We start from the raw sequence: 13,658 nt of genomic DNA, 5'->3' as shown, positions 1-13,658 counted from the left end.
GGGCCGGCTGGTCTGGCGCATGGTCGAGCCTCCGTCACTGGTGGAGGGGAGCGCCCGCCGACGACACCGACGGACGCTCCCGGCCTGGTTCCGCCCACCGTCCGATCCCGGGAGCGGTCCCGCTGAGTGACATTCTGTTGATGATCCGACTACGGTGGGAGGTTCGACCTGCCGACGGCCCAGGCGTGGACCGGTCGACCCGGAACGGTACGAGGATGTACGGAGGCTGTCTGGTGGAACGTTCGTCCATGCTGGACCACTTCGCGGAGGAGTTGCGGCTCGTGCGGGCCGCCAACGGCATGTCCCAGGCGGCGCTGGCCGAGGCGCTGAGCTATTCGGGCGCGCTGGTGGCCAAGGTGGAGACCTGCGAGCGTCGGCCGAGCCTGGACTTCGCGCGCCGCTGCGACACGGTGTTCACCACCGACGGCCGCTTCGAACGCATCCAACGCCGGATCAGCCGAGAAACCGTGGTGCCCTGGTTTCGGGACTGGGCTGGCATCGAGCAGGAAGCCACGGCGCTGCGCACGTTCGAACCGCTTTGCGTGCCGGGCCTGTTGCAGACCGAGGCTTATGCTCATGCACTGCTGTCCGGAGGTGGGCTGTTCGCGACCGACGAGATCGAACAGCAGGTGACGACCCGCCTCGATCGCCAAGTGATACTCACCCGGGACCGGCCGCCACTGCTCACCGCCGTCATCGATGAGTGCGTGCTGCGTCGCCAGATCGGCGGACCGGAGGTGATGCGCGAGCAGTTGCGTCATCTGGTGAAATCGGGATCCACGTTGCCTCGGGTCCGAATGCAGGTCGTGCCGTTTTCGGCCGGCGCGTACCCTGGGATCAATGGCCCCTTCGTGATCGCCACCTCGCCGCACGGGGAGGATGTCGTCTACCAGGAGGGTCAGCTCCATGGGCAGGTGGTCGACCGCTCCGATTATCTTCGGCAGATGGTCGAGGTCTGGGAATCGATCCGTGGTGAGGCACTGTCGCAGCAGCAGTCCTTGGAACTGATAGCAGAAGTGGCGGAGACATGGATCTGAGCGACGCCCGGTGGCGCAAGAGCAGCCGCAGCAACGGTCAGGGAGGCAACTGCGTCGAGGTGGCCGACAACCTGGCCGGCGTGGTGGCCGTACGTGATTCCAAGGACCCGGACGGGCCGGTGCTGGCCTTCGGACCGCGCGCCTGGTGTGCCTTCGTGGCGCAGGTGGGCGGCCGACCTTAACGGCGGCGATCCGTGGCGCAGTGCTCCGTAGCGGCGCCTCGTGGATTTGATCGAAACGTCGATGTGTCGCTTGCCACGCAGGGAAGGTCGACACAGAGTCTCGCCCCGGGGTCGAGACTCTATGCGGCTATGAACTCGACCTCACCATGGGTGATCCTGACGTCGAAGCTCATGTCGGTTCCCTTGGAGAGCTTTGCCAGGGTGGCGATGGAGGGTGGTTGGTCGCCGGACTCCAAGCGGGCAATGACGGACTGGGTCATGCCCACCATGCGCGCCAGGGCAGTCTGCGTGAGACCGTTGTCTTCGCGGTACTTCACGATGCGGAGAGCCACGTCGCGGGCGAATGCTGTCCGGTCCCACTCGGCGCGGAACGCCGGATCCTTGCGGCGTTCGTCGATGACTTGCTGCGAGGTTTTCAGGTCGGAGAGCTTCATCACGCGTCCTCTATGTCTTTGATCCTCTGTTCTGCGGCTGTCACTGCTCGGTTGAATCTTCGCTGGTTGACGCTGGCTTCAGGGCCGATTGCTCCGACGATGAACGCGGCGCCGGCCTGCCCGTAGATGGCTCGCCACCGGCTGTGTCCACCACGTGGGCGCAGTTCCCGTAGGCCGTTCGCAGTCTTGATGGAGCTTGAGTGGGGGTAGCCGAGGCTCACGCCCTGGCTTTCCAACTTCTCGACCGCGTGACCGATTGCTGCTTGTTCGGTGGTGGGGAGGGCGTGAAGCTCGGTTCCGGCCTCAGGGTGGTAGAAGACTGGCCGGGACACTTGCCAACTATAGCAAACTTGCGATGTCGAACCAGGGTGCGCACAGATCAACGCGGCTGGGTTCGATCCCATGATCGGGAACCCTGGCCGGAGCGGCTGGTCGAGGCGCCCCTGTCTGGGATTGGTCGTCGTCTGCCCGCGAGGTGACGGGTCTGTGCTGCCGGTTTAGTCGGCGGGGTCGGTGGGGCATGTCGGAGGGTGACATCCGCAGATCCCCGAGGAGGGGCGATGGCCTCCGACGAGACCCACGCCGACCGCGACGACGCGGCCACCGTGACCGCTGCGCGGCGCGGCCGGGACCGGTCCGACGACCGGCCGTCGGGCGATCGGCTGCCCGGTGACCGGCGGGAGGCCGACGCGCGTACCCGACCGGTCGGTCCCGACGACGGCCCGGACAGCCCCACGGACCTGCATCGGGCGGACTGGAAGGCGGCGCTCAAGCGCACCGGGCGGGAGTTCCAGGAGGACAGCCTGACCGACTGGGCCGCCGCGTTGACCTACTACGGGGTGCTGTCGATCTTCCCCGGGATGCTGGTGCTGATCTCGATCCTCGGTCTGCTCGGCGAGCGGGCCACCAGCGGGGTCCGGGACACGGTCGGCCAGGTGGTGCCGGAGGAGAACATCCGGACCATCATCGAGACCGCGATCGACCAGGCCGGCCAGTCCGGTGGGCTGGCCAGCGTCGCCGCGATCATCGGTCTGGTCGCCGCCTTCTGGTCGGCCTCCGGTTACGTGGGCGCGTTCATGCGCGCCTCGAACAGCATCTACGACGTGCCGGAGGGGCGGCCGGTGTGGAAGACCCTGCCCATCCGGCTCGGGGTGACCGCCCTGGTCGGGGTGCTGCTGCTCGCCGCCGCGGTGATCGTGGTCTTCACCGGCGGCCTCGCCGAGCAGGTCGGCAACGCGATCGGGCTCGGCTCCACGGCGCTGACGGTGTGGAACATCGCCAAGTGGCCGGTGCTGCTGGTGCTGGTCAGCCTGATGTTCGCGATCCTCTACTGGGCGTCGCCGAACGCCCGGCACGGCGGGTTCCGCTGGGTCAGCCCGGGCGGCGTGCTGGCGGTGCTGCTCTGGCTGCTCGTCTCCGGCCTGTTCGCCCTGTACGTGAGCAACTTCGGGTCCTACAACAAGACCTACGGCGCGCTGGCCGGCGTGATCATCTTCCTGGTCTGGCTCTGGCTGAGCAACATCGCGATCCTGCTCGGTGCGGAGTTCGACGCCGAGCTGGAACGGGGCCGGGCCATCTCCGCCGGTCACGACCCCGACGAGGAGCCGTACGTCGAGTTGCGCGACGACCGCAAGCTGCGTAAGAAGCGCAACGCCGCCCCCGGCCGCTGACCCACCGGCGACCCCACGCCGCCCAGCCTGCGTCGCCCACCCCGCACCTGCCGCGCCCCTGCCCCGGCGACCCCACGCCGCCCCGCCTGCCCCACGCCGCCCCGCCCCGCCTGCCGCACCCCGCCGCGTCTCCGTGGCGGGGTGGCCACTTGTCACGGCCGGCCTGATCCGGTAGTGCTTCGGCCGCGCGGAGCGGGGCCGGTGTGCGAGGGTCACCCGGTGGTGGTAGCAGGTCGTTGCGGATGTTTCTCAGTCTGTCAACCTTTTCTTGATCCACTAGTAGCTTTTGTTCTTTCGGACAAAAGTTGCCGGCGGAACGACTGAAGGTATGGACATGCGCCTCGGAACTCTCCTACTGTGTCGACCACAACACATCGGCGTGACGTCAATGTGAACCCTGAGACGGAGGTGAGTCCCGTGCGGGCGGCAGATCCCCTGCATGTGCAGCTGTTGCGGCTGCTCCGCGACGAGGGGCCCGCGTCCCGGGCCGAGCTGGGTGACCGGTTGCAGATGCCCCGTCCCCGGCTCCTCGCCGAGTTGGAACGCCTGGTCGGGCTGGGCCTGGTGGCCGAGGCCGGACTGGCCGCCTCCCGGGGCGGCCGTCGCTCCACCCTGGTCGAGCTGAACCCCGACCTCCGGTTCGCCGCCGTCGACATGGGCGCCAGCTCGATCGACGTCGAGGTGGTCAACGGGCGGCTGGAGCCGGTCGCCGCGTACGCCGAGGTGGCCGACATCCGCTCCGGTCCGAAGGCCATCCTGCACCGGGTCAACGACCTGCTGCACAAGGCCCGGGTGGACGGGGCGTACGAGCGGCTCAACGGCGTCGGCGTCGGGGTCCCCGGGCCGGTGAGCTTCCGCGACGGGCTGCCGGTGTCGCCGCCGATCATGCCCGGCTGGGACCGCTACCCGGTGCGCGAACTGCTCAGCCGGGAGCACGGCTGCCCGGCGGTGGTCGACAACGACGTCAACATCATGGCGATCGGGGAGCGGCACGGGGGGGTGGCGCACTCGGTCGACGACTTCCTCTTCATCAAGATCGGCACCGGAATAGGGTGTGGGATCTACCTCAGCGGCGACGTCTACCGGGGCACCGACGGGTGCGCGGGGGACATCGGGCACATCCAGGTCGACGCCGGGGGGCCGACCTGCTCCTGCGGCAACGCCGGTTGCCTGGAGGCGCTCTTCAGCGGAGCGGCCCTGGCCCGGGAGGCCGGCGTCGCCGCGCGTACCGGCGCCTCGCCCGCGCTGGCCGAGCGGCTCGCCGCCCGGGGTGCCGTCTCCGCCCGCGACGTCGCCGAGGCGGCGATCGAGGGTGACGTCACCTGCATCCAGCTGATCCGCGACGGGGGTCGCCGGGTCGGGCAGGTGCTGGCCGGGCTGGTCAGCTTCACCAACCCTTCGATGATCGTCATCGGCGGCGGGCTGGCCCACCTCGGGCACATCCTGCTCGCCGAGATCCGCAGCGTGGTCTACCGCCGGTCGCTGCCGCTGGCCACCGGCAACCTGCCGGTCGTCCTGTCCGAGCTGGGACCGCGCGCCGGCGTGGCCGGCGCGGCCGTCCTCGCCAGCGACGTCGCCTTCGGGGAGGCATCATGAGCAACGCACCGACCTCCGCCGCCGGGGACAACAGCCCGCTGGTCGAGGCGCCCGCCGACACCGTCGCCGGTGAGGTGGTGCTCCGGCTGACCGACGTGGTCAAGACCTTCCCCGGGGTACGCGCCCTCGACGGCGTGCAGTTGGAGGTGCGGGCCGGTGAGGTGCACTGCCTGCTCGGGCAGAACGGCGCCGGCAAGTCGACCCTGATCAAGGTGCTCGCCGGGGTGCACCGGCCGGACTCCGGCCAGGTGCAGTGGCGCGGTGAGCCGGTGCACTTCGCCAACCCGCAGGCCGCCATGCGCGCCGGCATCGCCACCATCTACCAGGAACTCGACCTGGTCGAGGACCTCTCGGTCGCGGAGAACGCCTTCCTCGGCCACGAGCCCAAGGTCGCCGGGTTCGTCCGGCGCGGCCACATGGCCCGGCGTACCCGGGAGATCCTGAGCCGGCTCGGCCACGGCGAGATCCCGCCCGGCCGGATGGTGCGCGCGTTGCCGGCCGCCGGCAAGCAGGTGGTCAGCATGGCCCGCGCGCTGTCCCACGAGGCCCGACTGATCATCATGGACGAGCCGAGCGCGGTGCTGGCCCACGACGAGGTCGACAACCTGTTCCGGATCATCCGGGAACTCACCGCCCAGGGCATCGCGGTCATCTACATCTCGCACCGGATGGAGGAGATCCGCGAGATCGGCGACCGGGTCACCGTACTCAAGGACGGCCGGACCACGGCGGCGAACCTGCCGGCCCGCGACACCCCGACCCGCGACCTGGTCGCCCGGATGACCGGCCGGAACATCGAGTACGTCTTCCCGGACCGCCCGACCGCGCCGACCGCCGGTGACGAGCTGCTGCGGGTCGAGGGGCTGAGCCGCACCGGTGAGTTCGCCGACGTCTCGCTCAGCGTCCGTCCCGGTGAGATCGTCGGCATCGCCGGCCTGGTCGGCTCCGGGCGCTCGGAGCTGCTGGAGACGATCTACGGGGCCCGCCGCGCCGAGTCCGGCACCGTCCGGATGGGCGGCCGGACCCTGCGGCCGGGCAGCGTCGGCGCGGCGGTACGGGCCGGCATGGGCATGGCCCCGGAGGAGCGGAAGAGTCAGGCGTTGCTGCTCGGCGAGCCGATCCACCGCAACGTCACCCTGGCGACCTTCTCCCGGTACGCCCGCCTCGGCTTCACCAACGCCGGGCGGGAGCGGGCCGAGGCGGAACGGATCGCCGACGAACTCCAGCTCCGGCCCAACGACGTGCGCCGGGCGGTACGCACCCTGTCCGGCGGCAACCAGCAGAAGGTGGTGGTCGGGCGCTGGCTGCTCGGCGACACCCGGCTGCTGCTGCTCGACGAGCCGACCCGGGGGGTGGACGTGGGGGCCCGGGCCGAGCTGTACCGGGTGATCCGTGGCCTGGCCGCCCAGGGGGTCGGCGTGCTGCTGGTCTCCAGCGAGGTACCCGAGGTGCTCGGTCTGGCCGACCGGGTGCTGGTGATGCGCGAGGGCCGGATGGTGCGCGAGGCGCCCGCCGGCGAACTGGACGAGAACACCGTGCTCGACCTCGTCATGGCGGGGTCTCTGATGGAAGGCGCGCCGGCATGAGCGAGCGCAGTGGACATAACGAGGTGACGGCATGAGTGAGTCGACCGGGACCGCGACACCGGACCGGCCGGCGGACCTGCCGGCGCAGTCCCCGCCGGTCGACCCGGCGGTGACGGCGTCGCTCAAGGAGAAGCCGCGGACGGGCGGGTTGTCCTTTTGGCAGGGCGACGGGGGTGAGGGCGCGAAGCGTAACCTCGGCCTGATCGGCGTGCTGGTGGTGCTGGTCGTGATCGGCGCCGCGACCCGCTGGGACCTCTACTCCAACCCGGACTGGGTGTGGGGCAACACGCTGACCATCCTCAAGCTCGCCTCGGTGGTCGGGGTGGTCACCGTCGGGATGACCTTCGTGATCATCGGCGGCGGCATCGACCTGTCGGTCGGCGCGATCGTCGCCCTCGCCGGGGTGTGGGCGACCACGCTCGCCACCCAGAGCTACGGCGCCGGCGGCATGATCTTCACCGCGATCGTGGTCGGCACGGCGGTCGGGGTGGTCAACGGGATACTCATCTCCTACGGCCGGCTGGTGGCGTTCATCGCCACGCTGGCCATGATGGTCGCCGCCCGGGGCCTGGCCGCACAGATCTCCGGCAAGCAGACCCAGGTGTCGAACAACTCCTTCATCAACGGCATCGCCAGCACCGACCTGCTCGGCATCCCGCTGCTGGTCTACATCCTGGCCGCCGTGGTCGCCGCCGGCTGGGTGCTGCTCAACCGGACCACCTTCGGCCGGCGTACGGTCGCCGTCGGCGGCAACCCCGAGGCGGCCCGGCTCGCCGGGATCAACGTGCGGCGGCACACCCTGCTGCTGTACGCGCTGTCCGGGCTCTGCTGCGGCATTGCCGCGATCATGCTGACCGCGCAGGCCAACTCCGCCCAGGCGGCCATGGCCAACCTGTACGAGCTGGACGCGATCGCCGCGGCCATCATCGGCGGCACGCTGCTCAGCGGCGGCCGGGGCACCATCGTCGGCTCCCTGCTCGGGGTGCTGATCTTCTCCACCATCACCAACCTCTTCGCCATCAACGGCCTGTCCACCGAGGCGCAGAACATGGTCAAGGGCGGCATCATCGTCGGCGCCGTCCTGATCCAGCAGGTGCAGTTCCGCAGCGTCACCCAGTTCCTCGGCCGCAACAAGGCCACCACCTCCGCCTGACCGGGCACGTCCCTACCCCTTCGCACCAGCGCAATTCCGGCGGCCACCGACGGTGGCCGGGATCAGCACAACCTTTTTCACCCCACCATCCGTCATTTCAGGAGGTCGTCATGACCCAGCCCCGTGACCTGTCCCGTCGCCGGTTGCTCTTCGGCGGTGCGGCGGTCGGCGCCGGTGTGCTCCTCGCCGGTTGCACCAGCAACGAGTCCACACCGACCGCGGCGCAGACCAAGGCGGCCGACAACTCCGGTGGTGGCAACGCCGCCCCCGGCAAGAAGGTCACCATCGGCTTCTCCGCCCCCGCCGCCGACCACGGCTGGATCGCCGCCATCACCAACAACGCCAAGGCGCAGGCCGGGGCGTACTCCGACGTGGACTTCAAGACCGTCGAGGCGGGTGCGGACGCGGCTGCCCAGCGGGCCGCGCTGTCCACCCTGGTCGCCCAGAAGCCGGACGTCATCGTGGTGCTGCCGCACGACGGCAAGGAGCTCAACGCCTTCGGCCTGGAGGCGATGAAGGCCGGGATCCCGGTGGTCAACCTGGACCGTGCCTTCCCGGACGCGCTGGCCTACCGGCTCCAGATCATGGGCGACAACTACGGCATGGGTGTGGCCGCCGCGAACTACATCGTGGCGCAGCTCAAGGCCAAGGGTGTCAGCGCCCCGGTCATCGGCGAGATCCCCGGCATCGACTCGCTGGAGCTGACCCAGCAGCGGTCCAAGGGTTTCGCCGACACCCTCGCCGCGGCCGGCTTCAAGGTGGCCAACCGGCGGCCGGCGGAGTTCACCGCCGACTCCGGCCAGCAGGCCGCCACCGGCCTGTTCCAGGCGCTGCCCAAGATCGACGCGATCTGGAACCACGACGACGACCAGGGCATCGGTGTCCTGGCCGCCGTCAACCAGGCCAACCGCAAGGAGTTCTTCATGGTCGGCGGCGCCGGCTCGAAGAAGGCCATGGAGGACATCCAGGCCGACAACACGGTGCTCAAGGCGACCGTGACCTACAGCCCGTCGATGGCCTCCTCGGCCATCTCCCTGGCCCGCCTGATCGGCCAGGGCAAGGGCATGTCCGACCTGGTGGAACTCCAGGTGCCCAAGGAGATCGTCCTCGCCTCGGAGACGATCACCAAGGAGAACGCGAGCAACTACCTCAAGCTCGGGTTCTGATACACGGGGGGAGACCCACCTTGTCCACTCATCACCGCGAACTCCGGGTCGGCATGATCGGATACTCGTTCATGGGCGCCGCGCACTCACAGGCGTGGCGCACCGTGAACCGGGTGTACGAACTGCCTGCCCGGGTTCGGATGGCGCAGATCTGCGGCCGGGACGCCGCGAAGGTCGCCGAGGCAGCCGACCGGCTGGGCTGGGACACGCACACCACAGACTGGCGTGCCCTGGTCGCCTCGGACGACATCGACGTGGTCGACATCTGCACCCCAGGTGACAGCCACGCCGAGATCGCCCTTGCCGCGCTCGCCGCCGGCAAGCACGTGATCTGCGAGAAACCGTTGGCCAACACGGTGGAGGAGGCGCGGGCGATGACCGCTGCCGCCGCCACCGCCGGGGCCGCCGGGATCCGGTCCATGTGCGGGTTCAACTACCGCCGGGTGCCGGCCGTCGCGCTGATGCGACAACTGGTCGCCGAAGGCCGGCTCGGCACGATCCGGCACGTCCGCGCGACGTACCTCCAGGATTGGATCGTCGATCCGCAGTTCCCCCTGGTCTGGAGGCTGCAGAAGGACAAGGCGGGCTCCGGTGCCCTCGGTGACATCGGGGCGCACATCATCGACCTGACCCAGTTCGTGACCGGCCAACGGATCACCGGGGTCAGCGCGGTGACCGAGACGTTCGTCAAGGAGCGCCCGCTGCCGGGTGCGTCGAGCGGACTGGCCGCCGAGGTCGACGGCACCGCGACGGCGACCGGCACGGTCACCGTCGACGACGCCGCGATCTTCGTGGCCCGGCTCGACGACGGGGCACTGGCCACGTACGAGGCGACGCGGTTCGCCACGGGCCGTAAGAACGCCCTCCGGGTGGAGATCAACGGTTCGCTCGGCTCGGTGGTGTTCGACCTGGAACGCCTCAACGAGTTGGAGTTCTACGACGCCTCCCGGCCGGCGACCGAGCAGGGATTCACCCGGATCCTGGTCACCGAGGCCGAACACCCGTACATGGCGGCGTGGTGGCCGCCGGGCCACATCATCGGCTACGAGCACTCCTTCACCCACGAGATGCGCGACTTCGTCGAGGCGGTCGCCAACGGTGTCGACCCGACCCCGTCGTTCGCCGACGCGTTGCAGGTCCAGCTGGTGCTGGACGCGGTGACCCGCTCGGCGGATCTCGGTTCACGGTGGACCGACGTCGAGCCGGCCCTGGCCGCGCTCGCCGTCTGACCCAGGCACCTCCGCCGTCGACCGGCGAGGGACCGGCCGCGGTTGCGCCCCGCGGCCGGGCCGGGGTCGGCAGTGGAGGGCGCGCACCCGGGCCACCCGGCCCGGGGACACGCGCACGATGGCCGTCCGGTGCGGCCGGACCGGGATTCCCCGGTCGCACCGGAGGGCCGCCAGTAGGAATATAGATAAGTATGATTCGGGTTCCCTGGGGAATCCGGTTCATCACCACCCATTCGTCCGGCCGAGGGCGCGCCGCCGCCGTTGGCCGGATGCGGGGAGGCAGGGCCGAGACGCCGAACCGGCCCTGCCTGCCAGCCCCGCCCGCACGCCGTGCGGGACCGGGTACGGCGTCGACGCCGCCGACGTCTACGCCGTCACCGGTGCCATCCCGCACGACCGGGCGGGCGGGGCCACCCCGCGCCCCGCCGGCACGACCGAACCGAGCACGTTCCATCCGGAAGGAGCACCATGCGTACGGGTGTCTGGCTGGTGGGAGCGCGCGGTTCCGTCGCGACCACCGGCATCGTCGGCGGGCTCGCCCTACGGGCCGGCCTCACCGCCCCCACCGGCTGCGTCACCGAACTGCCCGACCTGCGGGGACCCGCCCTGCCCCCCTTCGCCGACCTGGTCTTCGGCGGTCACGACGTGGCCACCACGCCGCTGACCAAACGGGCCGAGGCGCTCGCCGCCGCCGGGGTGCTGCCCGGCCGGCTGGCCGCCGCGCTCGCCGCCGACCTGGCCGCCGTCGAGGAGGACCTGCGGCCCGCGCCGACCGGCGGCAGTCAGGCCGACCGGGCCGCCGCGGTCACCGCCGACCTGACCGCGTTCCGCGACCGGCACCGGCTCGACCGGGTGGTGGTGGTCAACGTCTCGGCCACCGAACCGGCCCCGTCACCGCACCCCGGCCACGCCGACCCGGACGCCCTGCGGGCCGCCCTCGCCAGCGGCGACGAGGTGCTGCCGCCCAGCTCGCTGTACGCCTACGCGGCCGTCGAGGCGGGCTGCCCGTACGTCGACTTCACCCCGTCCACCGGGCTGCGCCTGCCGGCGCTCGCCGCGCTCGCCGCGCAGCGTGGCCTGCCGTACGCCGGGCACGACGGCAAGACCGGGGAGACCCTGGTCAAGTCGGTGCTCGCCCCGATGTTCGCGATGCGTCACCTCGCGGTGCGCTCCTGGTCCGGGGTCAACCTGCTCGGTGGCGGCGACGGGGCGACCCTGGCCGAGCCGGGCGCCAACGCCGCCAAGGTGGACAGCAAGCAGCGGGTCCTCGGCGAGACGCTGGGCTACGTGCCGCAGGGCGGCACCCGGATCGACTACGTCGAGGACCTCGGTGACTTCAAGACCGCCTGGGACCTGATCACCTTCGCCGGGTTCCTCGGCACCGGGATGCGGATGGAGTTCACCTGGCACGGCTGCGACTCCGCGCTGGCCGCCCCGCTGGTGCTGGACCTGGCCCGGCTCACCGCCGCCGCGCACGCCGCCGGCCGGGTCGGCCCCCTGCCCGAGCTGGCCTTCTTCTTCAAGGACCCGATCGACGCACCCACCCACTCGCTGAGCGAGCAGTGGCAGCGGCTGGTCGACTTCACCCGGGAGCTGCACGCCGGGGGTGCCGGGTGACCAGCGTGGCCGACCTGGCCGAGCTGGTCCGGGCACCGGCCGCACTGTCCGTACCGGGGGACCTGGTGGCCGGGGCGGCGGCGGCCGGGGTGCTCGGCCCGCGTACCGCCGGGCTGGCCGGCGCGTCGGTCCTGCTCTACTGGGCCGGGATGGCCGCCAACGACTGGGCCGACCGGGGGTTGGACGCCGAGGAACGCCCGGAACGGCCGATCCCCAGCGGCCGGATCACCCCGGCCGCCGCCGCCGGGGTCGCCATCGGGCTCACCGCCGCCGGCCTGGGCCTGGCCGCCGCCGTGGGCGGCCGGCGGGCCACCGCCGTCGCGCTCCCGCTCGCCGCCACCATCTGGGGGTACGACCTGGTGGCCAAGAACACCGCCGCCGGTCCCGCCGTGATGGCCGCCTGCCGGGGGCTGGACGTGCTACTCGGCGCGTCGTCCGGCCGACCGGTCCGGGCGCTGCCGGCGGCGCTGACCGTCGCCGCGCACACCTGGACGGTCACCGCCCTGTCCCGTCGTGAGGTGACCGGGGCCGACGCGGCGCTGCCCCGGCGTACCCTCGCCGGCACCGCCCTGGTCGCGCTGGCCGCCACCACCCTGCCCCGCGCCACCACCCCGCCCCGTCCCGCTGGCCGGCCGTCCCCCGTGGACGATGCGCCGGCGGCGACCGACGCGCCCGGCCGTCGTAGCGCACCGGGCGTCCGCACCGGTGCCGTCGGGGTCGGCCGGTCACTCGCCGGCGCGCTGCCGGTGGCGTTGGCCGGCTGGTACGTCGCCCGGTACGGCGGCGCGCAGGCCCGGGTGGCCGCCGACCCCACCGCCGGCCGGGTCCGGGCCGCCGTCGGGGCCGGCATCACCGGGCTGCCCTCGTTGCAGGGTGCGCTCACCGCCCGCGCCGGTGCCGGGCTGGTCGGCGCGCTGGTCGCGCTCGCCGCGCCGCTGGGCGGCCGGCTGGCCCGGAAACTCTCCCCGACATGACCGCCCCGGACGCCGTCCCGCCGACCGCTGCCGGCACGCCCCGCCGCAGCCCGGCCCCGGACCGCCCGGCCGACCCCGCCGGCCCGCCGGCCGGCGAGGTGGACCGGCTGCGGTTCGGCTACGGCACCAACGGCTTCGCCAACCACCGGCTCGACGACGCCCTGACGGTGCTGGCCGACCTCGGCTACGAGGGGGTCGCGCTCACCCTCGACCACGACCACCTCGACCCGTACGCGCCGGGACTGGCCCGCCGGGTCGACGCCGTGGCGCACCGGCTGGCCGCGCTCGGTCTCGGCGTGGTGGTCGAGACCGGTGCCCGCTACCTGCTCGACCCGTGGCGCAAGCATGCCCCGACGCTGCTGCACGACGACCCGGCCGGCCGGATCGACTTCCTGGACCGGGCCGTCCGCGTCGGCGCGGACCTCGGTGCCGAGGCGGTCTCCTTCTGGGCCGGCATCCGACCCGGTCACGTCGCCCCCGAGGTCGCGTGGGACCGGCTGGTCGCCGGCTGCGCGACGGTGACCGCCGCCGCCGACCGGGCCGGGGTGACCCTGGGCTTCGAACCGGAGCCCGGAATGCTGGTCGAGGACATCGCCGGCTGGCGTCGGCTGCACCGGGCCCTCGGCGAGCCGGCCCGCTTCGGCATCACCCTCGACATCGGACACTGCCGCTGCCTGGAGTCGTCGACCGTGGCGGACTGTGTGCGCCAGGTCGCCGGGCACCTGGTCAACGTGCAGATCGACGACATGCGCCGGGGGGTGCACGAGCACCTGGAGTTCGGCACCGGCGAGATCGACTTCCCGCCGGTGCTGCGCGCCCTGGCCGACGCCGGCTACCGGGGACTGGTCGCCGTGGAGTTGCCCCGGCACTCGCACGCCGCACCCACCGTGGCGGCCCGGTCGCTGGACTTCCTGCGTACCGCCGCCCGGGACGCCGGCCTCGCGGCGGGCGCGGCACCCGCCCCCGCCGGCACCACCGGGGCGGACTGACCACCGCCGGACGCACACACCTGGG

The 13,658-nt window shown here is 71.8% G+C and carries 13 protein-coding genes; 11 read left to right on the top strand and 2 right to left on the bottom strand.

Features of this window, described 5'->3' with window-relative positions:
* Window positions 1-248 precede the first annotated feature (248 nt).
* Entirely contained in the window at window positions 249-1,037 is a 789-nt protein-coding gene (locus tag AB0C22_RS16280; RefSeq protein WP_357535636.1) for a helix-turn-helix transcriptional regulator, read from the top strand.
* Complete coding sequence (locus AB0C22_RS16275; protein ID WP_357535634.1) at window positions 1,028-1,219, top strand: DUF397 domain-containing protein; 192 nt, start codon at window positions 1,028-1,030, stop codon at window positions 1,217-1,219. Before AB0C22_RS16280 ends, AB0C22_RS16275 begins: the two co-directional genes overlap by 10 nt.
* Window positions 1,220-1,338: 119 nt before the next feature.
* Here the strand turns inward: AB0C22_RS16275 and AB0C22_RS16270 are convergent, their stop codons facing one another.
* Entirely contained in the window at window positions 1,339-1,653 is a 315-nt protein-coding gene (locus AB0C22_RS16270; protein WP_357535632.1) for a helix-turn-helix transcriptional regulator, read from the bottom strand.
* Window positions 1,653-1,985: a type II toxin-antitoxin system RelE/ParE family toxin gene (locus AB0C22_RS16265; RefSeq protein ID WP_357535630.1), complete on the bottom strand. Its 333-nt coding sequence runs from the start codon at window positions 1,983-1,985 to the stop codon at window positions 1,653-1,655. Before AB0C22_RS16265 ends, AB0C22_RS16270 begins: the two co-directional genes overlap by 1 nt.
* Before the next feature lie 228 nt (window positions 1,986-2,213).
* Between AB0C22_RS16265 and AB0C22_RS16260 the strand changes: the two genes are divergently transcribed.
* The 9 genes from AB0C22_RS16260 (at window position 2,214) to AB0C22_RS16220 (ending at window position 13,633) form a co-directional block, all read left to right on the top strand.
* The gene (locus tag AB0C22_RS16260; protein WP_357535628.1) at window positions 2,214-3,323 is read left to right on the top strand and encodes a YihY/virulence factor BrkB family protein; all 1,110 of its coding nucleotides are present in this window, start codon (window positions 2,214-2,216) and stop codon (window positions 3,321-3,323) included.
* Between the two features lie 417 nt (window positions 3,324-3,740).
* Window positions 3,741-4,919: an ROK family transcriptional regulator gene (locus tag AB0C22_RS16255; RefSeq protein WP_208568827.1), complete on the top strand. Its 1,179-nt coding sequence runs from the start codon at window positions 3,741-3,743 to the stop codon at window positions 4,917-4,919.
* Window positions 4,916-6,505, top strand: a complete 1,590-nt coding sequence (locus AB0C22_RS16250; protein ID WP_357535626.1) for a sugar ABC transporter ATP-binding protein — start codon at window positions 4,916-4,918, stop codon at window positions 6,503-6,505. Before AB0C22_RS16255 ends, AB0C22_RS16250 begins: the two co-directional genes overlap by 4 nt.
* A 31-nt stretch (window positions 6,506-6,536) precedes the next feature.
* Window positions 6,537-7,658 carry an ABC transporter permease gene (locus AB0C22_RS16245; RefSeq protein WP_357535624.1) on the top strand — a complete coding sequence of 374 codons (1,122 nt, stop codon included), beginning with the start codon at window positions 6,537-6,539 and terminating at the stop codon, window positions 7,656-7,658.
* 110 nt (window positions 7,659-7,768) lie between these two features.
* A complete protein-coding gene (locus AB0C22_RS16240) occupies window positions 7,769-8,824 on the top strand; it encodes a substrate-binding domain-containing protein (protein ID WP_357535622.1) in 1,056 nt (351 codons plus the stop codon).
* Between the two features lie 20 nt (window positions 8,825-8,844).
* Complete coding sequence (locus AB0C22_RS16235; protein WP_219464230.1) at window positions 8,845-10,053, top strand: Gfo/Idh/MocA family oxidoreductase; 1,209 nt, start codon at window positions 8,845-8,847, stop codon at window positions 10,051-10,053.
* A gap of 468 nt (window positions 10,054-10,521) precedes the next feature.
* Window positions 10,522-11,670 (top strand): inositol-3-phosphate synthase, encoded by a 1,149-nt coding sequence (locus AB0C22_RS16230; RefSeq protein ID WP_219464228.1) that lies wholly within the window; start codon window positions 10,522-10,524, stop codon window positions 11,668-11,670.
* Window positions 11,667-12,644, top strand: coding sequence for an SCO3242 family prenyltransferase (locus AB0C22_RS16225; protein WP_219464227.1), 978 nt, complete (start codon window positions 11,667-11,669; stop codon window positions 12,642-12,644). The genes AB0C22_RS16230 and AB0C22_RS16225 overlap by 4 nt, the downstream gene beginning before the upstream one ends.
* The gene (locus AB0C22_RS16220; protein ID WP_357535619.1) at window positions 12,641-13,633 is read left to right on the top strand and encodes a sugar phosphate isomerase/epimerase family protein; all 993 of its coding nucleotides are present in this window, start codon (window positions 12,641-12,643) and stop codon (window positions 13,631-13,633) included. The genes AB0C22_RS16225 and AB0C22_RS16220 overlap by 4 nt, the downstream gene beginning before the upstream one ends.
* The last annotated feature ends 25 nt before the right edge of the window (window positions 13,634-13,658 follow it).

Origin of the sequence: Micromonospora sp. NPDC048894 (genome assembly GCF_040649765.1) — a bacterium.
Classification (GTDB): Bacteria; Actinomycetota; Actinomycetes; order Mycobacteriales; family Micromonosporaceae; genus Micromonospora; species Micromonospora antibiotica.
This window is presented reverse-complemented; position numbering and strand designations above follow the sequence as displayed.